Raw genomic sequence first — 22,746 nt, 5'->3', positions numbered from 1 at the left:
GGGCGCCGCCATGCTCAATGGATGCCCACGGTGACCTTCAGTACATAGGGGTCGCGGCTGCGGAAGTTGAGGCCGTAGTCGGTCTCATCGCCGTTCAACCAGCGCACGGTACGCCACTTGCCGTCCACGTAATGGCCCTGCTCCACCTTCAGCAACTGTCCGTACTTGCCATCGTCCGCGTCGCGCACGAATTCCACCCGCCCCTGGAAGCCGGTGACCAGGAACACGTCCGGTTCCAGCTGCACCACCAGCACGCGGCCGGCGTGGTCGGCCGTGCCCGGCAGGATCGCCGGCGCGTCGCCCCACATCGGCGCACCAAACGACACCCGCGCCTGCCACTGGCCGAAGCGCAGGACCTGCTGCGGCGCGCCCGGCTTTTCCACCGCCGCCTGCAGGCGTCCTTCGAACGCGGCGCTGGCCAGCACGCGCTGCATCGGCGCCAGCAATCCGAAGCCGGCGGCGTGCGCGTCGATCGCCGCACGGTTCTCCGGCGTGTCCTCGTTGCCGTCGATGCCGAATACCGAAAAGCCCAATCCGCCCTTGCCCAGCACATAGAAGTGGTACGGCGCGGTGGCGGCCTCGAAGCCGGTTTCCGACACCCAGGCCGGGTTGTCCGGCCGCGCATACTGATCCACGACCTTGGTGTATTCGTTGTAGTCGTTGGTGTAGATGTCGGTGCCGATGAAATCGATGGATGGGGTGACCGCCCGCCACAGATCGAACACGTTCCAGGTCGCGCCGCCGCTGGGATAGTCCAGCCCCGGATATTTCTTGCCCTTGTAGCGCAGCCAGGTATTCACATAGAGCGGCAACGGATTCTCGGCCCTGCCCGCCGCTGCCACCTGTTCGATATAGACGGCGTTGCTGTAGGCACTGAAGGCCTCGGCGGCATCGGCGCCGAAAACATCGGTCCAGGTACCGGCCGGTTTGTTCAGCGCGCGGACCACCGCTTCTGGCACGGCACCGCGGAACGCGCGCTCGCCGGCTTCGCCGTGGTCGCGCACGGTGCCGATGGCGCCGGGCTCGTTCTGCACCTGTACCAGGATGACGGTGTGGGTGCCTTCGTCGACCTTGCGCAGGTGGCGCATCAGTGCGGCGAAGGCGCGCTTGTCCGCGTCCACGTTGGCCTGCGCATGCGGCGACAGCACGTCCACCGGCACGCCGTTGGCATCCAGCATGCGCGGATAGGTGACGCGGTCGCGCTTGATCCATTCGGGCACGTAGTGCATCTGCCCGTTCTTCCAGCTGCCGAACCACAGCAGCGCCAGGCGCAGGCCGCGCGCACGCGACTGCGCGATCAGCGCGTCGATGTTGGCGTAGTCGTAACGGCCGGGCTCGGGCTCGAACTGCTCCCAGTACACCGGCGCCTCCAGCGTATTGGCGTGCAGCGCGTCCACGTCCTCCAGCGCCTGCGGCAACACCTGCGGCCAGGCGCTGGAGTTGTGCAACTGCGCGGCCATGATGCTGTAGGGCGCGCCATCGACGAACAGCGCATGGCGGCCGTCGCGGCTGACGAAGCGCGGCATCTCGGCGGCAACGGCAAGCGCCGGCAGCAGCGCCGCAAGCAGGCAGGCAATGGCGCGCAGGAAAGACATCGGTTGCGGCGGCTTTCCGAGTGCTCCGGTTCCGGTCGACCGCCCTGGATTACAGAGACCCTCGCCTGCACTGCTCACCAAGCGCTGCCTACTCGCCATCGTCTTCCTCCAATGCCAGTTCGTCCGCACGCAACCCGGTGCGCGCGCCCCAGTGATAGATGAAGAACGCGATCGCCGACACGCTCAGCGTGTCCCAGGGATGGGCGATCCAGCCCGTGCCGCCGAAGGTGCCCAGGTAGGACACCACCAGTACCAGCGCGAAGAACACGATCAGCCACAGCGAGCACTGCACCTGGCGCAACAGCCGCGCGCGCCCCGCCGCCGCGGGCAGCTTGTAAAGCACATACAGCACGAACATCGCGATCTGCAGGCCGAGCAGCCACGACAGCGTTTTCCAGGTGGACCAGTAGACGATCAGCGCGGCGACGATGAACGACAGCGGGCCGAGCACCGCCATGCCGCGCAGGTGGAACGGTCTGGGCAGCTCCGGCGCGCTGCGGCGCAGCGCGGCCACGGTGACCGGCGCCACCGCATAGCTCAGTACCAGCGCCGCCGATACCACCTGGATCAGCGTCTCCCACGACGGGAACGGCAGGGTCCAGAATACCGACAGCGCGAAGCTCAGCCACAGCGCCGGGCGCGGGATGCCGGATTTGGCGTCGACTCGCGTCAGCACCGGCAGGAAGCCGCCGCTGCGCGCCCAGCCATAGATCACGCGCGGGGTCGCGTTCATGTAGATGTTGCCGGTGCCGCTGGGCGAGATCATCGCATCGCAAATCACCAGCGCCGCCAGCCAGCCCATGCCCAACACCAGCGCGATGTCGTGGTACGGCAGCGAGAACGTCTTGCTGATGCCGTCCCAGCCCTGCGCCAGCTGCTCGGTCGGGATGCCGCCCAGAAACGCCAGTTGCAGCAGCACGTAGATGATCGTGGACAGCACCACCGACAGGATCAGCGCGATCGGGATGTTGCGCTGCGGATCGCGCACCTCGCTGGCCACCGACACGATGGGAGTCAGCCCGAGGTAGGCGAAGATGATGCCGCCGGCCGAGATCGCCGCCGCCACGCCGGTCGCGCCCGCCGGCGCGAATCCCTGCACGTGCAGGTTCTGCGGGTTGAAATGCGCCATCAGCATCACGATCACCAGCACCGGTACCAGGAACTTGAACACGCTGACGATGTTGTTGGCGGTGGCGAAGGTCTTGACGCTGAAGTAGTTGAGCAGAAAGAACACCACCAGCAGCGCGAACTGCAGCAGCCAGCCGCCCAGGCTGGGGTGGGTGCTGGCTGCCTGGTTCAGCGACGGGAACCAGGCCGCGGCGTACTGGCGCGCCGCCTCTGCCTCGATCGCGATCAGGCTGGAGAACGCGATCAGGGTGATGAAGCCCATCATCCAGCCGAGTAGGTTGCCGTGCGAATACTCGGGGTAGCGCACCACCCCGCCTGCGCGCGGCAGCGCCGCACCCAGTTCGCAGTAGATCAGGCCCAGCAGCAGCACGGCCACGCCGCCGACGATCCAGGAAATGATGCCGGCAGGACCGGCGATCGCCGAGACGTGGCTGGCCGCGAACAGCCAGCCGGAACCGAAGATCGAACCGAGCCCGATGAAGGTCAGGTCGGTCAGGCTGAGACGCTTTTGGAACTTGCCTTGTGGAGCCATGGTTCCCCCGATGGAAAGATCGCGGTCGACAGCGCTGCAGCCGGGTGTCGCGCGTCTGCAGGAATGGGTGTTGCGGTCAGTGCGCGCCCGCTGCCGCCGGCGGCTTGCGGCGCTCGTCGATGTAGCGGTCTATGCGTTCTTCCAGTACCGGCAGCGGCACCGATCCCAGCGCCAGCACGGCGTCATGGAAGCCGCGCAGGTCGAAGCTCGCGCCCAGTTCGGCTTCGGCCTTGGCACGCGCGCGTTCGATTGCGATCTGGCCGATGTAGTACGACAACGCCTGCCCGGGCCAGGCGATGTAGCGGTCGACCTCGGTGCCGATCTCGTGCTCGCTCAAGGCGGTGTTGTCGCGCATGAAGGCCACCGCCTGCTCGCGCGTCCAGCCCTGGTGATGGATGCCGGTGTCCACCACCAGCCGGCAAGCGCGCCACATCTGGTAGGTCAGGTAGCCGAAGGTTTCGTAGGGGGTGTCGTACAGGCCCATTTCCACGCCCAGCTTCTCGCTGTAAAGAGCCCAGCCTTCGCCGTAGGCGGAGATGTAGGTGTAACGGCGGAAATCCGGCAGGCCTTCGTGCTCGGCGGCCAGCGACATCTGCAGCGAATGGCCGGGCGAGGATTCGTGCAGGGTCAGCGCCGGCAGCGTGTACAACGGCCGCGACGGCAGGTTGTAGGTGTTGAGCCAGTAGGTGTCCAGGCCGCCGCGCCCGCCGGTGTAGAACGGCGCCAGATCCGGCGGCACCGGCTGGATGCCGAAGCGCTGGCGCGGCAGCAGGCCGATGTAGCGGCCTATCTTGGCGTCGACGCGCTTGGCCAGCCAGGCCGCGCGCATCAGCAGCTCGTCGGGCGTCTTGGGATAGAACTGCGGATCGGTGCGCAGGAAATGCAGGAACTCGGCGAAGCTGCCCTTGAAGCCGGTCTGCTGGATGGTCTGCTCCATCTGCGCGCGGATCTTGGCCACCTCATCCAGACCCAGCGAATGGATCGCATCCGGCGCCATGTCCAGGGTGGTGAACTTGCGGATCTGCGCGCGGTAGTAGGCGGCGCCGTCCGGCATCGCATCGGCCGCCAGCGTGGTGCGCGACTGCGGCAGGTACTCGTCGCGGAAGAACGCCAGCAGTTTGCGGTAGGCCGGCTGCACCGAACCGGCGATGGCCTGGGCCGCCGCGGTACGCAGCCGGGCCTGTTCGGCCGCAGGAATCGTCGCCGGCATCTGCTTGAACGGCGTGTAGAACAGGTTGTCTTCCAGTTTCGAATCGGCCACTTCGGCAATCGACGTATCGCGCCCGGCCAGGGTCACCCGCGGCACGCTGAAGCCACGTGCCAAACCCGCGCGCATATTGGCGATCTGTTCGTCGAAATAGCGCGGAACGTCGGCCAGTTGCGCCAGGTAACGGCGATAGCTTTCGGCATCGTCCAACGGCCGGCGCGCGGTGAAGCCCAGGTTGGTCCAGAACGCGGTATCGCTGTTGAACGGCATCTCCCAGTCGCGCAGGCGCTGATCGGTCAGCAGGCTTTCGATCTGCTGGTGATAGACCGCGTAGTTGACCGGGTCTTCGCCGCTGAGCTCGGCGACCGGAATCGCCTCCAGCTCTTCCAGCACCTGGCTCCAATAGCGCTCGCGCTCGGCTTGCGCGGCGGCATCGACGCGCGGCAGGCGGTCGGCCGGCTTGCCCTGGCTGTCCTCGTCGTCGGCGCCGGCAAACTGGCTGCGGCGCCAATCCCATTCGCGTTGGTAAAGCGCCTTGAAGCGCTCGCCGGCGGATGCATCCGCGGCGGATGCGGAATCGGTGACAATCGCCGCGGCGATCATGAAGACGGCGAACAGGCAGCGGTTGGCGAAAGGTTTCATCGCGGCTCCGTGGCGGCCGTGGAAGGGGATGGCGGCTGGCCGGCCTGGACGGCAGCCACCCACGCCTCGACACGCCGGCTCAACAGATCCAGCGGCATCGCGCCGCCGCCGAGGACCTGGTCATGGAAGGCGCGGATATCGAAGCGCTCGCCCAGTTCGCGGCGGGCCCGTTCGCGCAGGTCCAGCAGGTGCAGTTGGCCCAGCTTGTAGCCCAGCGCCTGCCCCGGCCAGACGATGTAGCGGTCGGTTTCGGCCTGGATGCTGGGCTCGTCGTCGGAGGGATGGGCGTGGAAGAAATCGATCATCTGCTGCCGCGTCCAGCGCTTGGCATGCACGCCGGTGTCCAGCACCAGGCGGTTGGCGCGCAGCAGTTCGCCGCACAGGCGGCCGTAGTCGCTGTAAGGATCGCGGAAGAAGCCGATCTCCTTGCCAAGACGCTCGGAGTACAGCGCCCAGCCTTCGATGTAGGCGTTGTAGCCGCCCTGCTGGCGGAACGCCGGCAGCGGCAGCGTCTGGGCAAGCGAGATCTGCAGGTGATGGCCGGGCACGCCTTCGTGATAGGCGGTGGTCTCGATGTTGTTGAGCGTGCGATGGGCGAAGTCCCCGGTGTTGACCATCACGATGGCCGGACGCGAGCCTTCCGGCGTGCTCTGCCAGTACTCCGCGCCGGGCGCCCCGTTCTCGCGGAACGCGGACATCGAGCGCACCTCAAGCGGCACCTGCGGCAGCGCGCCGAACAGCTTGGGCAGTTCCGGCTGCATCGCCGCGATATAGCCGCGATAGCCATCCAGTATCTGTTCGCGCGAGCGGGCAAAGCGGGTGCGGTCGGCAGCTACTGCCGAGCGGAATGCAGCCAGATCCGAATAACCCAGCGACCTGGCGATGGCGGTCATCTCGGCTTCGATGCGCGCCACTTCCTGCAAGCCCGTCTGGTGGATCTGCTCCGGCGTTTTGTCGGTGGTGGTCTGCGTACGCACCTGGAAGCGGTAGCGGCGTTCGCCGTCGGGCAGCGACCAGACACCTTCGTTGTCGCGGCCCTGTGGCGCGTATTCCCGGTCCACGAAGTCCGCCAGCTTGCGGTAGGCCGGGCGCACCTTGTCGTCCACCGCCTCGGCGTAGGCGGCGCGCAGGCGCGCGCGCTCTGCTTCGGGGATCGCATCGGGGAATTGAGCGGCCGGTTTGGCGAACGGATTGTCCAGACCGGCCGGCGCGGCAATCGCGCGCGCCTGGTCCGGAATCTTCCGCAACAGGTAGCGCGGCTGCACCAGGCCGTCTTTCGCGCCCTGGCGCGAGGTCTCGATCAACTGGTCGATCAGCGCGGGCACCGCGTTCAGACGCGCCAGGTAGTCCTGGTAGTCCTTCAGCGTGGCGAACGGAAACGACGCCGCGTGGCCGGGCAGCGCCAGATGCACGCCGCCGACCGGCTCCAGCGGCATCTCGTGGTTCTTCAGTTCGATGGCTTCAAGACGGTCGCGCAACTGCCGCAGCATCATCTCGAGGCTGAGCCGCTCCTGCTCGCCCAGGCCTGCGGAGTCGATGGCGTCGAAGCGCTCCAGAAAGCCCTGCGTCGCCCGCCGCTCGGCTTCCACCGCCTGCAGCGAATAGTCGGTCCAGCGGTCGTTGTAGCGGGTGTCGCCGATGATGCTGGCGAACTCGGGACTGCGCCGGAGCTGGTACTCCCACTGTTCGGCCAGCAGATTGCCCAGCGCCTGGCTGCGGGCCTGCGCGCCTGCCGTCTGTCCGGCCGGCGCGGTTTGCGGTTGCTGGCAGGCGCCCAGCAGGCCGATCGCGATCAGGCCGGCGATGAGGAAGGGAATCGGCTTCATGGCGCGTTCTCCGGAATCATGTCGGTCGCGGCAAACTCATGCGAACGGCTGGTCGATGGCGGGCGATGGCGGGGTGAACCAGGCCGCGCCCTCCTCGGTGACGTGGAAGTGATCCTCCAGGCGCACGCCAAAGCGGTCCGGAACGACGATCATCGGCTCGTTGCTGCAGCACATGCCCGGTTCCAGCGCGGTGGCGTTGCCGCGCACCAGGTACGGCGCTTCGTGCACGCTCATGCCGCAGCCATGGCCGGTGCGGTGCGGCAAACCCGGCAACCGGTAATCCGGGCCCAGGCCGGCGCGTTCCAGCACATCGCGCGCGGCGCGGTCCACCGCTTCGCAGGCGACGCCGGGGCGCACCGCGGCAAAGGCGGCCTGCTGCGCGGCCTGTTCCAGATCCCAGATGCGCTGCTGGTCGGCGTCGGCACGGCCGAAGATCCACGTGCGGGTGATGTCGGACTGGTAGCCCTGCACGCTGCAACCGGTGTCGATCAGCACCAGTTCGCCTTCGCGCAGATGCTGCACGCCGGGGATGCCGTGCGGGAACGCCGTGGCGTGGCCGTACTGGACGATGCAGAACGTGGAGCCGTTGTCGGCGCCCAACGCGCGATGCGCGGTGTCGATGAAGCGCACCAGCTCATCGGTGCCGATGCCTTCGCGCGCCAGGCCAGCCGCCAGCCGGTGCACCTGCAGGGTCATGTCGCAGGCCTGCTGCATCAGCGCCAGTTCGGCCGGCGACTTGCGCATGCGGCAGCCGTCGACGATGGCGGTGGCATCGATCACCCCGGCGGCGCCCAGATGGCCGGCCAGGCCGGTGGCGATGGCGAAGGCGGCACCCGGATCCAGCGCCAGCGTGCGCGCGCCGCGTTCGCGCATGGTCTGCGCGACCAATGCATAAGGATCTTCGTGTTCTTCCCACAGCCGCTTCTCGGCCGGGATTTTCAGCACCGCATCCAGCGAACCTTCCTCGAACGCCGGGCAGACCAGCACCGGGTCGCCGGACCGGGTCAGCAGCATCGCGACCAGGCGCTCGCTGGCGCCCCAGGGCACGCCGGTGAAATAACGCAGCGACGTGCCCGCGCCTATCAGCAGCGCGTCTGCGCCTTGCGCGCGCAGCAGGCGGCGCGCGTGCTCCAGGCGCTGCTGGTACTCGTCCGGCTGGATCGGCAATGCCCGATGCGGCAATGGCGCCAGTTGCGCCATCGCCTGCTCCAGGTCGAGTCCGCCGATCTGCGAAGCAGCGCTCATGATGCCGCTCCGACGTCGGCGGTGGTCCAACCGCCATCGATCAGGCGCGGCACGCCGCCGGGATTGCGGTCGCGCAGCTCCGGCGGCAACAGCGCATCGGGCACGCCGTCATAGCTGTGCAGGGCGGCGAAGCGGCGGATCGCCGCCGGCATGCCGACCGAAGTGAAACCGGGATGGCCGGTGCTGGGGAAGGGACCGCCATGGTTCATCGCCGGGCTGACCGTCACGCCGGTCGGCATCTTGCTGGCGATCAGGCGGCCCACGCGCGGGCGCAGCGCGGCGGCGATGACCGTCCACGCCGCATCGTCGCTGCCATCGGCGGCGCGGTAGAGCGTGCCGGTCAAGTTGCCTTCGAACCCGCGCGCCAGCCTGGCCATTTCGTCGGCGCCGGATGCGCGCACCAGCAGGCTGACCGGACCGAAGACTTCGGTCTGCAATGCGCGCGGGTTGGCCAGGAAAGCGGCGGCATCCACGCACAGCAGCGTCGGCGCGTGGCGGTAGCCGGGACCTTCGACCGCATTGCCGCTGGCTAGCACCTGCGCGCCGGCATCGCGCAGTACCGACAGCCCCTGCCGCAGATGATCGAGCACGCCCTGCGAGAACACCACGCTGGGCGCGGCCGCCGCGAAGTGCGCGCTGGCGGCTGAGACAAAGGCATCGCCCACCGTACCCGCGGGCACGATCGCGATGCCCGGATTGGTGCAGAACTGGCCGCTGCCCAGCGTGCAGGAGGCAAAGAATTCCTGCGCCAGCGCCTGGCCGCGTTCAACCAGCGCGCCCGGCAGCAGGAACACCGGATTGACGCTGGACAGTTCCGCATAGCACAGCACGCCGGCCCGATCCGCCGCGGCCTTCAATGCCAAGCCGCCGCTGCGGCTGCCGGTGAAACCAATGGCGCCCAGCCGCGCGTCGCCGGCCAGCGCCAGACCCAGCGCATTGTCGAAGTGGTAGAGCATCTGCACCGCCGCGGCCGGCAGGCCGGTCTTGACCAGTGCGGCATGCGCCAGTTGCGCCAGCCGCTGGCTGGTGGCCGGATGCGAGGGATGCGCCTTGGCGATCACCGGGTTTCGCGCAGCGATGGCCGAGGCGAAATCGCTGCCGGCGATGGCGTTGAACGCGAACGGAAAATTGTTGGGTCCAAAAATCAACACCGGCTTGGACAGCGGCGCCAGGTGCGCTCGCAGGCCGGCGCTGGTGTCGATCACCGGCTGGGTCCAGCCGTAGCCGCGCACCGCCCTGGCGGCCTGCCGCAACTGGCCGCTGGTGCGCGGCAGTTCGTTGCCGCGCAGGCGGGTCGGTGCCGGCAGCGCGGTTTCCGCATGCGCCAGCGCCACCAGCGTATCGGCGTCGGCATCGATGGCGTCGGCATAGACGTCGAGGAAGGTGGCTATCTTCTCCGGCGCAGCGGCAGCCAGTTCGTCGGCCACCGCCACGGCGGCGGACAACGCGGTTTCGACGTCGGCCGGGCCGCAGACCGGGAACGACGGGCCGATCTCATCGCCGGTGCCAGGGTCGCGTGCGCGGAAGACGCCAAGCGATTCCCGCGCCGGCAGCCATTGGCCGGCGATCAGCAGCGGTTCGGCGGCCAGGCTCATCTCAACGCCCCGGGTATGCGGCGATGGCGCGATCGATGACCTTCAAGGCCGCTTCGCGTTCGTCGCCTTCCAGCACCAGCCGCGGCGCGCGCACGCGTTCGCTGCCCAGACCGACCTTTTCCTGCACCAGCTTGATCAGCTGCACGAACTTGGGCACGGTGTCCAGCCGCAGCAGCGGCAGGAACCAGTCGTAGAGTTCCTTGGCCGCCGGATAACCGCCGTCGCGCGCCAGTTCGAACAGCTTCACCGACTCCTTCGGATAGGCGTTGACCAAACCGGCAATCCAGCCCACCGCACCCATGGCCAGGCCTTCGACGATGGCATCGTCCATGCCGACCAGCAGTTCCAGCCGACCGCCGACAAGTTCCTGGATGGCGGCAAAGCGGCGCACGTCGGCCGAGGATTCCTTGACCGCCTGCAGGTTGGCGAATTCGCTGGCCAGCTCGGCGATCTGCGCGGGGCTGAAATCGGTCTTGTAAGCGACCGGATTGTTGTACAGGATCACCGGCAGATGTGTGGCGGCGATCACCGCGCGCACATGCGCGCCCATCTCGCGCCAGTCGGTGGAATACACATACGGCGGCAGCACCATCAATCCGCCGCAGCCGATCTCCTTGGCCGCCTTGGCCAACCGTACGGCCTCGTCGGTGGACAGCGCGGCGATGCCCGGTACCACCGGCGCACGGCCGTCCAGCGCCTTCACCAGCGTCTTCAGGATCGCGATCTTGTCCTCGAAGCTGAGCGTGGCCGCCTCGCCCAGCGAACCCAGCGGCACGATCGCGGTGCAGCCGGCATCGATCAGCGTGCGCGCATGCTCGGCCAGGAAGGCGTGGTCGATCTGGCCATCGGCGGCGAACGGAGTGGTGATGGCGGGCAGGACGCCGCGCCAGAAGGAGGCATTGCTCATGGAAGTACACCTTGCGAGTCGGTTGAAAAGGATTCGGCCAGCGTTGCCAGCCGCAGGGGAAACAGCGGCGGCCGGCGGCCGTCGTCGTGGTTGTCGCCAAGGGGGAAGTCGCCGGGGGAAAACAGGCCCAGCTCGGCCAGCGCCGAGCCGCAGATGCGGCCCTGGCAGGCGCCCATGCCGCAGCGCGTGGCCAGCTTGGCGTCGCGCGGGTTGGTAAAACCGTGCAGCGCCGACAGCGGGACGTCCTCGCAGCGGCAGACCAGCGTTTCCGGCGTGGCCAGCGCGCGCACGCGCGGCGCCAGCGCAAAACTGCGCTGCAGCTGGCCGGCGAAGGCGCGCGCATGCCGCCGCTGCGGTCGCAGCGCGACCGCGGCGGCGCTGGCGCCGGCGGCGTGATGACCGGCCATCCGGCCTTCGATCAGGGCGGTATCGCACCCGCCGATGCCGCAGGTCTCGCCGACGGCGTAGATGCGTTCGACGCTGGTGCGCAGCGCATCGTCCACCGCCACCTGCGCGTGCGTACCACTGCGCTCCAGGCGGCAGCCCAGCAATTGCGCCAGCTCCACATTCGGCACCAGGCCGTAGCCCACCGCCAGCTGATCGCATTCGATCCGCTCGACCCCGCGCGGACCTTCCACTTCCACCGCGGTCAACCGGTCTTCGCCCAGCGCGGCACGCACCAGCGTCCCAGTGCGGTAAGGAACGCCCAGCAGGCGCGCGCGCAGCGCCAGCGCCTGCGCTGCCTTGCCCGGCCAGCGCGGCAGGCGCGCGGCGAAAGCGAACACCTTGCGCCGTGGCGCCTGTTCCGCAATGCCCAGCACCTGTGCGCCATGCGCGCGCAAGCTCGCCGCCGCCGCCAACAGCAACGGCCCGCTGCCCGCCACCAGCACGCGTTTTCCGGCCACCGGCCAGCCCTGCTTGGCCAATGCCTGCGCACCGCCGGCCCCGGTCACGCCGGGCAGCGTCCAGCCGGGGAACGGCAGCAACAGCTCGCGCGCGCCGGTGGCCAATACCAGCGCCTCCCAGTCAAGCCAGCGCGCGCCCTGCGGGCCGTCGACCCGCAGGCTGCGCTCCTGCGCCATCAGCACCTGGGTCTGCGCCAGCCATTCGATCCCATCGGGCAGCGATTCGATCAACCTGCGCGCTGCGCGTGGCGACGGCAATGCGATGTCGCCGCGCCAGACCTGGCCGCCGGGCTGCGCCTGCGCATCGATCAGGCCCACCCGCGCGCCATGGCTGGCCGCCGCATGCGCCGCGGCAAGACCCGCCGGACCGGCGCCGATGACCAGCACGTCGTAGTGCGCGCGCGGCTCAGGCATCGGTATGCACCTGCATGCCATCGCGCGCCGGCGTGACGCACGCGCGCAGCAGATCGACGCCGTCGATGGCGACCCGGCACTCGAAACAAACGCCCATGCCGCACAACGGCGCGCGCGGCTGGCCCGTGCACGAGCGGCGAAAATGCGGCGCCACCCGAGCGATGGCGGCGGCCACATTGCTGCCGGCGGGCACTTCGACCGCCTGCCCGTCGACATGCAGGTGGATGCTGCCGGCAATACTCATGCCGCCACCCGCGCCGGTGCGTATGGCGCCGGTTCGATGGCGGTGGCGCGGCCAAGCATCAGATCCATCAACAACCGCGCGCTGCCCAGCGCAGTGGTCACGCCCAGCCCTTCATGGCCTGCGGCCACCCAGACATTGCCCCGCTCCGGCACCGCGCCCAGATAGGGCCGGCCATCGGGCGTGGCCGGACGCAGGCCGGTCCATACACGGATCGCCTGCAGATCGCGCAGCATCGGCAGGAAGGCGAAGGCGCGTTCCAGCATGCGCCGCAGCAGCGGACCCGAGACGGCGCGGTCGGTCGCATCGAACTCGCGCGAGGAACCGATCAGCAACTGTCCGGTCGGACGCGGCTGCACGTTGAAGGCCACGCTGCTGTCGGCATCGCCATGCGCGCTGTCGGCGTAGCCCAACTCCAGCAACTGGTGGCGCACCAGCGCCGGATAGCGGTCGGTGATGACCAACTGCCCTTTGCGCGAACGCATCGGCAACTCCGGCAGCAGTTGCGGCAGCGCGCATCCGGTGGCAACCAGCACCGGCCCCGAGAGACGGCTGCCGTCGTCCAGTCCGACGCCATCGCCGGCCAGCGCCACCGCACGCCGGCCGGCGAACAGCTGCGCGCCGTTGGCGCAGGCGCGCGCGACCAGGTGGCGTGCCATCCGGGGCGGATATACCACCGCTTCGGCCGGTGCCAGCATGCCGCCCGCCAAGCCTGGGACGAGTTCCGGTTCGCGCAGGTACAACTCCTGCGCATCGACGGCGCGCGCCTGCAATCCGGCCGCCTGCAGCCGCGCGATTTTCGCGGGCAGGCGCGCCATCTCAAGGTCGTTCCGCGCCACCCACAACGTGCCGCAGCGGCTGAACTCGGCTTCGGCCAGTTCGCAATAGCTGTCCCACAATCGCAGCGAATACGCCGACAGCGCCAGTTCGGCCGGGTCGTCGTCCATCGCCACCAGGTGCCCCATCGCCGCAGCGGTGGAGCCGCCGCCGATGGGGCCGGGTTCGACAATCGCCACACGCAAGCCTTCGCTGGCCGCCGCCTCGGCGCAGGCCGCGCCGACGATGCCGGCGCCGATGACGATCAGATCGTAGGTCTTCATCCCGCGTCCGCGTCGCCGGGACCGATGCCCCAGGCAAACGGATCGCCCGGTTCGATCAACAGCTGCGAGCGGGCGGTGAGATAGGCCTGCCCGGTGATGCGTGGCGCAATGCCGCGCGCGGTGGCCGTATACACGCCTTCGAATACGCTGCCCAGGATGCCTTCCTGCCGCCAGACCTGCCCTTCGGCCAGCTTGCCGTCGGCAGCCAGGCAGGCGAGCTTGGCGCTGGTGCCGGTGCCGCAGGGCGAGCGGTCATAGGCCAGGCCGGGACACAGCACGAAGTTGCGGCCATCGGCAGCATCCGCGGGCGATGGACCGTTGATTTCGATGTGGTCGATCTCGCCGCCCTCGGCACCGGCAATGCCGGCGGCTTCCAGCGCCTGCCGGATCGCTTCGGTGTAGGCGGTCAGCTCGCGCTCGCGTTCGAACAACAGCGGCACCGGCGTCCGGTCGGTGATGAAAAACCAGTTGCCGCCCCAGGCGATATCGCCGCGCACCATGCCGTAACCGGGCACTTCAACGGCAACGCCGGCGGCATGGCGGTAGCTTTCCACATTGTCGACCGAGACCCGACCATCGCCATGCAGTTCCACGCCCACCGTTCCCACCGGCGTCTCGATGCGATGCCGGCCCGGGCCGATACTGCCAAGCTCGGCCAGCGTGCGCACCACGCCGATAGTGCCGTGGCCGCACATGCCCAGGTAGCCGACATTGTTGAAGTAGATCACGCCGGTGCAGGCATCGGGATCGTCGGCCGGCAGCAGCAGCGCACCGACCATGGTGTCCGAACCGCGCGGTTCGCAGGCCAGCGCACTGCGCCAGCGATCGAACTGCAGGTGGAACCGTTGCCGGCGTTCGGCCAGCGTACCCCCGCCCAGATCCGGAAAGCCGGCCACTATCACCCGGGTCGGTTCGCCGCCGGTATGCGAGTCGATGACGTCTACAGTATGCATAGCGCATGCTCGCCGTCGGGCACCATCGCGGTCTAGCAATGGATGGTCCGCACGAATGCGGAAATTTGCATAATCGCTGGCGGTACGGAAAAACCGGAACAGGACCTGCTGGCGCACCCGGGCGAGGTAGGATATGACTGGAACGGCAGATGCGGAGCCGCTTGGAGCGTTCCGGCCGGCATCGGACAAATCGGGAAAATCGCCGATTCGTCGCGATGCCCGACGCTTGCACGGATGTGCGACACAAGGAGGATCACTACCCATTGGGCCGTCGGCCGAGCCGGCAAGGCGGCCGTACCGACAGAGACACCGGACTATGGATGTAACGATTTCCGCCGACGAACTGCAGACCTTGTTCGATGCGTTGCCGGATGTGGTGTTCTTCGCCAAGGACTGCGAGGGGCGCTACACCCATGTCAACCTGACCTTGGTCGCGCGCCTGGGCCTGAAGCATCGCGGCGATGTGGTCGGGCGCACCGCGCTGGAACTGTTTCCGCTGCGGTTGGGCGGAAGCTACATGGTGCAGGACCGGCATGTACTTTGCGGCGAAGTCATCGAGAACCAGCTAGAAGTGCATCTGTTCCCGAATCGCATCCCGGGCTGGTGCCTGACCTTCAAGCGCCCGCTGTGCGTCAACGGCGAGGTGCGCGGGCTGGTCGGCATCTCGCGCGATCTTGGCCAGCCCGACAGCCGCCACCCCACCTACGAACGCCTCAGCCGTGCGCTGGAACACATGCAAGCCCACTATGGCGAAAGCCTGCGCGTGCAGACGCTGGCCGATCTGGCGGAAGTATCGGTGTCGCAGCTGGAGCGCCATTTCCGGCGGGTATTCCAGATCACGCCGCAGCAATTGCTGACCAAGCTGCGCATCGAGGCGGCGATGCGGCTGCTGCATGGCGAGGACTCCATCGCGTCCATCGGCCTGGCCTGCGGCTTCGCCGATCAGAGCGCCTTCGCGCGCCAGTTCAAGACCATGGTGGGGATGACGCCGCGCGACTACCGGGCAATGAACCGCAGCGGCGCCACTCCGTTACCGGACTAGGGCCCACGCCGCCGCGCTATGCGATCGCGGCGGCATACGCGCCTGGTGCCGTGTCGGAAACCAGCGCGCGCGACGCGAACTGCTGCTCGTCCGCGCTCAGCGCCGTAAGAAACTCCACCTGCCCGCCGGCATAGCTGGCCACCGCAACGCCATCGCGGTACAGCACGCGCGCGCCGGGCACGCGCGACACCCGGCTGCCTGCGATCAGCGAGCCCAGCAGGTTGGCCGGATCGGCCGCAGACAGACGGACGAAGCCGCCATCGGGCGGGCGCCGCCGGACCTGGCGCATCAGGCCGACCGCATCGGGCAACGCGAACTGTTCGCCGGGAATGCCGGCGATGAAGCGGCCGCCGCGGATTTCGCCGCGCGCTTCCAGGCGCTGGTAGACCCGCACCAGATCGCGCCACGGCGGAAGCCACGCCGCCTCGCGTTCCAGCAGCCGCCAGCACACCACGCCGTAGCGGCGCAGCAGCGTGCGGGCGATATGTTCGACAGCTTCGGGCGACTTGCCGGCGCCATCGGCCGAAGCGTCGGCGCGGCGCCGGATCAGCGCCCAACGGCCGGCATCCTGGATGCCGAACAACGCCACGCGGCGGCGATGGCGCGAGGATGAGGGCGCGCGTTTCGATGCCGGCACCAGCAGCGCGCGCAGGCCCGCATAACTGTCGCAATGGATGCGGCCGCGGATCACCAGTTCCGACAACGCGTCTTCCAGTTCGGTGCGCAGCAGATGCGCGCCATCGGCAATCTCGTCGAAGAACGAGGCGCCGTGCTGCGCCAGGAAGTCGGCCACACGCTGGGCGCGCGAACTGAGGCCGCTTTCTTCGCCACAATCCGGTGCCAGCCGCGTCCACAGCGGCGCGGTCCGGCGCGGCAGCAACAGGATGGGGGTGGAGCGCAGCGAGCCGCCGCCACGTCCGCTGCTGCCTTCGCTTGCGTTGGGACGCAGGCGCGTCCACAGGGTGCGGCCGGCCGTGCACAGGTCGTCCAGCCAGCTGATCGAATAATCCTTGACGCGCGCAGGCAGCAGTTCGGTCTCCCAGATCGCCGCCGGCGCCTCGAAGCCTTCCAGTTGCGCCAGCACGCCGGCCAGCGCCTCCGGCCCGCTGACGCGTGCCGGTTCGGCCACGCGCTGCCAGTCGAACAGGAAGCGGGCGAAATCGCGCGGCTCCACCGGTTCTATCTCGCGCCGCAGGCGCTTGAGCGTATAGCGGTGGATGCGCGCCAGCAGGTGGCGTTCGCACCACTCCTGGGCCGGCGCGTCCGCGCTGAAGCGGCCCTGCATCACATAGCCTTCGCTCTGCAATGCCAGCAGCGCGGCTTCCACTTCCTCCTGCGGCAGGCGCAATGGTTCGGCGAGTCCGGCCACAGGCGTGGGGCCCAGCGCGGTCAGCCGCGAACGCAGCAATTCGCGCAGCGCGCCTTCGCGCGACCAGGCGACCCGCGCGAACTCGGCAGGCGCGGCGATTTGCGGCTGCAAGGCGGCGCCGGGATACAGCACGGCCATCTGCGGGAGTTGTTCGGCCGCCACCCACAGACCGGCGTCGCCTGCAGCCAGGAGCAATCGGGCCGCACGGCCATTTTCGGCCAGCATTCCCAGCCAAACCGGCCAATCGGGCTGGCGCGCGGCTTCCTGATCGGTGAGCACGCCGAGTCCGGTCAGCGCTTCATGCACCTCATCGGGATTGCGGGCTTGCGGCCAGGCTTCCTGGCGCACCGCCTCGATGGCTTCAGGATCCAACCGGCCCAGATCGTCGGTATTTTCCGGATCGGCGTAGCGGCGGCTCTGCACGGCCTGGGTGCGGCGCTCTTCCAGCGGCGCGTCGTCCAGGTAAGCGTACGGCCGCGCGTTCAAGGCTTCGGCGGCGAGCGGCGAAGGCGCGGGAATATCGCGCGCAATCACTTCCACTTCGCCTGCTTCCAGGCGCCGCAGCAACTGCAGCCAGCCGTCGGCGTCCATGGCCTCGTGCAGGCAATCGTGCAGCGTCTGCCCGACCAGCGGATGGTCGGGCACCTCGCGTTCGCCGACCAGGTTTTCGGCGCAGGCCACCTGGTCGGGAAATACCGTGGCCAACAGATCTTCGGACTTCATCCGCTGCAACTGCGGCGGCACCTTCTTGCCGCCGACAAAGCGCGGCAGCGCCAGCGCAGTGGTGGCGTTCCAGCGCCAGCGCACGCCGAACAGCGGCGCGTCCAGCAGCGCCTGCACCAGCACATCCTGCGCGGAGGCCGAATGCAGGTAGCGGAAGACTTCGATCAGCGGAAAGCTGTGGCTGGTGGAAAGCGACAGCACGATGGCGTCTTCGGTCGCCGCGGCCTGCAGTTCGAAATTGAACTTGCGGCAGAAGCGCTTGCGCAGCGCCAGGCCCCAGGCGCGGTTGAGACGGCTGCCGTAGGGCGAATGGATCACCAGCTGGGTGCCGCCGGATTCATCGAAAAAGCGCTCCATCACGATGCGCTGCTGGGTGGGCAAGGCGCCCAGCGCGGCGACGGCCTTGGCCAGGTAATCGGCGATCTGGCGCGCGGCTTCTTCGTCCAGGCCCACTTCGGCGGTCAGCCACCGGACCGCGGCATCGGTTCCGTGCGCGGACAGTTGCTGTTCGATGCCGGCACGCAGGCGCGACACGCCGTGCGAGAGTTCGTCGCTGCGACCGGGCGCCTCGCCCAGCCAGAACGGGATGTTCGGCGGTGCGCCCCTGGCGTCCTCCACCCGCACCCGCCCCGGTTCCACCCGCAGGATGCGGTAGCTGGCGTTGCCCAGCTGGAAGACGTCGCCGGCCAGGCTTTCCACCGCGAAATCCTCGTTGACCGTGCCGATCTTGTGCGCGTCCGGCTCCAGCACTACGGTGTAGTCGCCGGTCTCGGGAATGGTGCCGCCGGACATCAGCGCCGTCATCCGCGCACCCTTGCGCTCGCGCAGGCGGTGGTGGACCGCGTCGCGATGCACATAGCCCGCGCGCGGGCCGCGGCGGGTGGTGAAGCCTTCGGCCAGCATCTTCACCACCGCGGCGTAGTCCTCGCGCGACAGCTGCGCATACGGCCAGGCGCGGCGTACCAGCGCGAACAGCTCGTCTTCGTCCCACTCGCGGCTGGCGGTTTCGGCGACGATCTGTTGCGCCAGCACGTCCAGCGGCGCGAGCGGAATCCGCAGCGCGTCCAGTTCGCCGCGGCGCACGCAGTCCAGCAGCGCGGCGCATTCGATCAGTTCATCGCGCGACTGCGGAAACAACCGCGCTTTCGGAATGCCGCCCACCGCGTGCCCGGAGCGGCCCGCACGCTGCAGGAAGGTGGCGATGGAACGCGGCGAGCCCAACTGGCAGACCAGGTCCACATCGCCGATGTCCAGGCCAAGCTCCAGCGACGCGGTCGCCACCAGCACCTTCAGATCGCCGCGCTTCAATCGCTGTTCGGCGTCCAGACGCGCCTCGCGCGCCAGGCTGCCATGGTGCGCGGCCACCGCATCCTTGCCCAGCAACTCGCCCAGGTGGCGCGCGGCGCGCTCGGCCATGCGCCGGGTGTTGACGAACACCAGCGTGGTGCGGTGCCCGCGCACCAGTTCCGCGACACGGACATAGACCTGTTCCCACTGGTCGTTGGACATCACCGCGCCCAGCGGCGTTGGCGGCAGTTCCAGCGCCAGATCGCGCCGCTTGCCGTAGCCGATGTCGACGATTTCGCAATCGGGCCTGCCATCAGCCACCGCGCCGGCGCCAACCAGGAACCGCGCCACCTCGTCGATGGGCTTTTGCGTGGCCGACAGGCCTATCCGCGTCAGCGGCCGTCCGCACAGCGCTTGCAGGCGCTCCAGCGACAGCGCCAGGTGGCTGCCGCGCTTGCTGTCGGCCGCCGCATGGATCTCATCGACGATGACCGTGCGCACCGGCGACAGCATGGTCCGGCCGGAAACCGAGCCCAGCAGCACGTACAGCGACTCCGGCGTGGTGACCAGGATGTGCGGCGGCTTGCGCAGGTTCTGCTGGCGCTCCTTCGGCAGCGTGTCGCCGGTGCGCACGGCGGTGCGGATTTCCACATCCGGCAAACCCAGGCGCGCCAGTTCGGCGCGGATGCCGGCCAGCGGCGCTTCCAGGTTCAGGTGGATGTCGTTGGACAACGCCTTCAGCGGCGACACATAGACCACGCTGGTTTCGTCGGGCAGACCGCCGGGCTGCTGCAACCCCTGCCGCACCAGCTCGTCCAGCGCCGCCAGGAATGCGGTCAGCGTCTTGCCCGAACCGGTGGGCGCGGCCACCAGCGTATTGCGTCCGGCGCGTATCGCAGGCCACGCCGCGGCCTGCGCCGGCGTGGGGCCGGGAAACGTGCGCCGGAACCAGTCGGCGACGGCGGGATGGAAAGCGGTCAGCGGCATGAAGAGCGATGCTCTAGGAACAAGGAATGAGGAACGAGGAACGAGGAGTGAGGAGTGAGGAGTGAGGAGTGAGGAGTGAGGAGTGAGGAGTGAGTGGGAAGCGGGCCGGGGCTCGGCTGGCGGTCCTGGCTATCGGCGTCGCGTGGCGCCGGACAGAGATGAGGGTAATACGCGGCAAGCCAATTTACCGAATGTGAACATCAGCTGCGCGAATCGCTTCACCATGCTGACAGCCACCGGAACGGAACTCCCGACCGATGCGACGGCGTTCAGGGTTTGACCCTTCAGTTCTGTCGGATCGGCCGAAATGGATACCATGAGGGCAGTGGGCTGACGGGAAGGGAGGGCCATGCTGGTGCAACGGCTGCGCGCGGACTTCAAGCTTGCGGTGGTGATGCTGTTCGGCATCATCACGATACTTGGGGTAACCCCTTTCGCCATCTACCGCTTTGCCAGCGGCGCCCCGCTGGTCGGCGCCATCGATCTTGCCATCGTGCTCAGCATCAGCGTGGGTGTCGGCTATGCCTGGCGCACCGGCCGGACCGGCGGGACCACGCTGTTTCTTGCCATCATCTACACCGTCGGCTGCGTCGCCGTTGCCCACCTGATCGGAGTCGCCGGGGTGCTCTGGACCTATCCGGTGCTGCTGGCCAACTTTCTGCTGGTCCGCAGCAGCTATGCGGTGGCCGTGTCGGCACTGGCGGTGCTCGGCGTGGCCACCTGCGATCCGTTGCTGGCAAATCCCGCGCATCAGGTCGTCTTCATCGCCACCGCGTTCGTGGTCAGCCTGTTCGCCTATGTGTTCGCCTCGCGAACGGAAATGCAGCGGCTGCAACTGGAGGCCGTCGCCGCCCACGACCCGCTGACGGGCGCCTACAACCGGCGCGGGATGGGTGCCGAGCTGACCATCGCCATGGCCGGCAGCATCCGCACCCGCTCGCCGCTGGGGTTGCTGGTGTTCGATCTGGACCGCTTCAAGCTGGTCAACGACCGTTACGGACATGAAGCCGGAGACCTGGTGCTGGTGCGAATTGCCGACCTGGTGCGCGGCTCCACGCGCATCGGCGACCGGTTTTTCCGCCTGGGGGGCGAAGAGTTCGGTTTGCTGGTCCCCGGCGTGGACAGCGGTTCGCTCGCGGCGGTCGCCGAGACCTTGCGTGCCGCAGTGGAGCAGGAAATCCATTGCGGCGACCAGCCGGTGACGATTTCCATCGGAGCCACGCTGTTCATACCCGGCGAATCGGCGGCCGATCTGCTGGCGCGCGCCGACGAAGCCATGTACCAGGCCAAGCGCGAGGGCCGCAACCGGGTGGTATGCCGCATCCCCGGCGAACACTACCCGCCATCATCCGCAGCGGCCGCCGCGCACCTGCGGCACCGTCGGCATCCGGCGCAGGCGGGCACAAGCGCAGAAGCCAACGAACGCAGGATCCCGTAGGGCAGGCCTGGCCTGAGGTAGCCCCACATTTTTCCGAAGCCAGTCGTCCCCCTTGACCAGCCAGTGAGCTGTTGAAAGACGCCGAAGAGGGTTCCTCGTTCAAGTGCGGGAAACGCCTACCTGGAACTCGGTGGCCAGGGCAGTGCAGGACACGCCGTAAACACCCGCTCTGCGGGGCCGGCCCGCCATCGCAGATGGCGGGCGTTCGGCTACGCGCGAAGCGGTGCTTCGCAAGCGCTTGCCTCACCCCTGTGTGCTCTTCCGCGGCATCCATGCCGCGGACGGTCCCGCATTGCCCTGGCTACCGACTTCTGGGCACTTGGCTGGCGCTCGAAGAAAGGCGTTCCGAAGTCGCGCTCCGTCATCTGCCCCAAAAGTCGCTGGCCGGCGGGCTGGGGGCGAAGATCTGGCCAGGAGTGAGCCAAGGCGGTTTGCGCGGCACTGCCGCGCGCCTCGGCGAAGAAGAATTGGTGGGAATACCTCAGGCCTTAGCCCGACAGACAAGCCGCCATGCTTCATGACGCTTTCCCCAATCCACCGCATGGGAGCCACGACTCCGGCGGCAATGCTGCTGCGGCCCGGAAACCCAACCGCCCGGTTCTGGACAACCACGGCGGTACGGTTGTGGTGTAATCCGGCGCACCCCGGCTACCGGAGATTCCCATGCCCCAGCCACCCCGCCAAAAGGCCAGCGACTTCGACCCGGAAGTGCTGCGCCTGTTCGACCAGTACGTGCACGGCCAGATCGACCGCCGCGGTTTCCTGCTCGGCGCAGCGCGCTTTGCGGTGGGCGCCGCCGGCGCTGCCGGCCTGCTGGCCGCGCTGAATCCGCAGTTCGCCGCCGCCCAGCAGGTCAAACCCGACGATGCCCGGCTTGCGGCCGAGTACCTGGAATTCCCGTCGCCTGCCGGCTACGGCAACTCCCGCGGCTATCTGGTCAAGCCGGCGAAGGCCGACGGACCGCTGCCGGTGGTGCTGGTGGTGCACGAAAACCGCGGCCTCAATCCGCACATCGAAGACATCACGCGCCGGTTGGCGCTGGAAGGCTTCATCGCCTTCGCGCCCGATGCGCTGTTCCCGCTGGGCGGCTACCCGGGCGATGAGGACGCGGCGCGCGCGCTGTTCGGCAATCTCGACCAAGCCAGGACGCGCGAGGACTTCCTTGCCGCAGCGCAGATGCTGCGCGGAATCGCCGGCGGCAACGGCCGGCTCGGCGTGGTCGGCTTCTGCTACGGCGGCGGCATGGCCAACTTCCTCGCCACCCGCCTGCCGGATCTGCAGGCGGCCGCGCCGTTCTACGGCAACGCCGCGCCGCTGGAGGACGTGCCCAACATCAAGGCCGAACTGCTGGTGGTGCTGGCCGAACACGACGAACGCATCAACGCGGCCTGGCCGGAGTACGAAGCCGCACTGAAGCAAGCCGGCGTGCGCTACGCGCTGTTCCAGCCCGCCGGCACCCAGCACGGCTTCAACAACGACACCACGCCGCGCTACGACGAAGACGCCGCACGCGAGGCCTGGCGCCGCACGCTGGAGTTGTTCAACCGTACGCTGCGTGGCAATGCGGATCTGGGTTCGCCCGCTTAGCCGCCTGGACGGTCGCGACTTGC

15 protein-coding genes are annotated in these 22,746 nt (G+C 68.5%); 3 read left to right on the top strand and 12 right to left on the bottom strand.

The window, feature by feature from the left end; genetic code table 11:
• Nucleotides 1–14 precede the first annotated feature (14 nt).
• From CRO39_RS05955 to CRO39_RS05905, 11 genes are all read right to left on the bottom strand, one after another.
• Nucleotides 15–1,595, bottom strand: a complete 1,581-nt coding sequence (locus tag CRO39_RS05955) for a DUF5597 domain-containing protein (protein ID WP_141400733.1) — start codon at nt 1,593–1,595, stop codon at nt 15–17.
• Between the two features lie 88 nt (nt 1,596–1,683).
• Nucleotides 1,684–3,255 (bottom strand): APC family permease, encoded by a 1,572-nt coding sequence (locus tag CRO39_RS05950; RefSeq protein WP_097120961.1) that lies wholly within the window; start codon nt 3,253–3,255, stop codon nt 1,684–1,686.
• A 76-nt stretch (nt 3,256–3,331) separates the two neighbouring features.
• On the bottom strand, nt 3,332–5,065 hold the full coding sequence (locus tag CRO39_RS05945) for a DUF885 domain-containing protein (protein ID WP_238394502.1): 1,734 nt from the start codon (nt 5,063–5,065) through the stop codon (nt 3,332–3,334).
• Between the two features lie 35 nt (nt 5,066–5,100).
• Nucleotides 5,101–6,930 (bottom strand): DUF885 domain-containing protein, encoded by a 1,830-nt coding sequence (locus CRO39_RS05940; protein WP_097120959.1) that lies wholly within the window; start codon nt 6,928–6,930, stop codon nt 5,101–5,103.
• A gap of 36 nt (nt 6,931–6,966) precedes the next feature.
• Nucleotides 6,967–8,175, bottom strand: a complete 1,209-nt coding sequence (locus CRO39_RS05935) for a M24 family metallopeptidase (RefSeq protein ID WP_097120958.1) — start codon at nt 8,173–8,175, stop codon at nt 6,967–6,969.
• The gene (locus tag CRO39_RS05930; protein WP_097120957.1) at nt 8,172–9,770 is read right to left on the bottom strand and encodes an aldehyde dehydrogenase family protein; all 1,599 of its coding nucleotides are present in this window, start codon (nt 9,768–9,770) and stop codon (nt 8,172–8,174) included. The genes CRO39_RS05935 and CRO39_RS05930 overlap by 4 nt, the downstream gene beginning before the upstream one ends.
• A gap of 1 nt (nt 9,771) precedes the next feature.
• Entirely contained in the window at nt 9,772–10,677 is a 906-nt protein-coding gene (locus tag CRO39_RS05925) for a dihydrodipicolinate synthase family protein (protein ID WP_097120956.1), read from the bottom strand.
• Entirely contained in the window at nt 10,674–11,996 is a 1,323-nt protein-coding gene (locus CRO39_RS05920) for an FAD-dependent oxidoreductase (protein ID WP_425479662.1), read from the bottom strand. The genes CRO39_RS05925 and CRO39_RS05920 overlap by 4 nt, the downstream gene beginning before the upstream one ends.
• Complete coding sequence (locus CRO39_RS05915) at nt 11,989–12,240, bottom strand: (2Fe-2S)-binding protein (protein WP_097120954.1); 252 nt, start codon at nt 12,238–12,240, stop codon at nt 11,989–11,991. The genes CRO39_RS05920 and CRO39_RS05915 overlap by 8 nt, the downstream gene beginning before the upstream one ends.
• Nucleotides 12,237–13,337, bottom strand: coding sequence for an NAD(P)/FAD-dependent oxidoreductase (locus CRO39_RS05910; protein ID WP_097120953.1), 1,101 nt, complete (start codon nt 13,335–13,337; stop codon nt 12,237–12,239). The genes CRO39_RS05915 and CRO39_RS05910 overlap by 4 nt, the downstream gene beginning before the upstream one ends.
• Nucleotides 13,334–14,290: a proline racemase family protein gene (locus CRO39_RS05905; protein ID WP_097120952.1), complete on the bottom strand. Its 957-nt coding sequence runs from the start codon at nt 14,288–14,290 to the stop codon at nt 13,334–13,336. Before CRO39_RS05905 ends, CRO39_RS05910 begins: the two co-directional genes overlap by 4 nt.
• Before the next feature lie 316 nt (nt 14,291–14,606).
• Here CRO39_RS05905 and CRO39_RS05900 point away from each other — a divergent pair, with 316 nt between their 5' ends.
• Nucleotides 14,607–15,332, top strand: coding sequence for an AraC family transcriptional regulator (locus tag CRO39_RS05900; RefSeq protein WP_097120951.1), 726 nt, complete (start codon nt 14,607–14,609; stop codon nt 15,330–15,332).
• Nucleotides 15,333–15,348: 16 nt separating this feature from the next.
• Here CRO39_RS05900 and CRO39_RS05895 read toward each other — a convergent pair whose 3' ends face one another.
• The gene (locus CRO39_RS05895; RefSeq protein WP_097120950.1) at nt 15,349–19,698 is read right to left on the bottom strand and encodes a DEAD/DEAH box helicase; all 4,350 of its coding nucleotides are present in this window, start codon (nt 19,696–19,698) and stop codon (nt 15,349–15,351) included.
• A 349-nt stretch (nt 19,699–20,047) separates the two neighbouring features.
• On the opposite strand from CRO39_RS05895, the gene CRO39_RS05890 reads away from it, so the two are divergent.
• On the top strand, nt 20,048–21,136 hold the full coding sequence (locus tag CRO39_RS05890; protein WP_097120949.1) for a GGDEF domain-containing protein: 1,089 nt from the start codon (nt 20,048–20,050) through the stop codon (nt 21,134–21,136).
• Nucleotides 21,137–21,799: 663 nt separating this feature from the next.
• Nucleotides 21,800–22,723 carry a dienelactone hydrolase family protein gene (locus tag CRO39_RS05885; RefSeq protein ID WP_097120948.1) on the top strand — a complete coding sequence of 308 codons (924 nt, stop codon included), beginning with the start codon at nt 21,800–21,802 and terminating at the stop codon, nt 22,721–22,723.
• Nucleotides 22,724–22,746: the final 23 nt, after the last annotated feature.

Source organism: Pseudoxanthomonas wuyuanensis (assembly GCF_900215535.1).
In the GTDB taxonomy this organism is placed as follows: domain Bacteria; phylum Pseudomonadota; class Gammaproteobacteria; order Xanthomonadales; family Xanthomonadaceae; genus Pseudoxanthomonas_A; species Pseudoxanthomonas_A wuyuanensis.
Note: the sequence above shows the minus strand (reverse complement) of the source record. Positions and strands in the feature narration are given on the sequence as shown.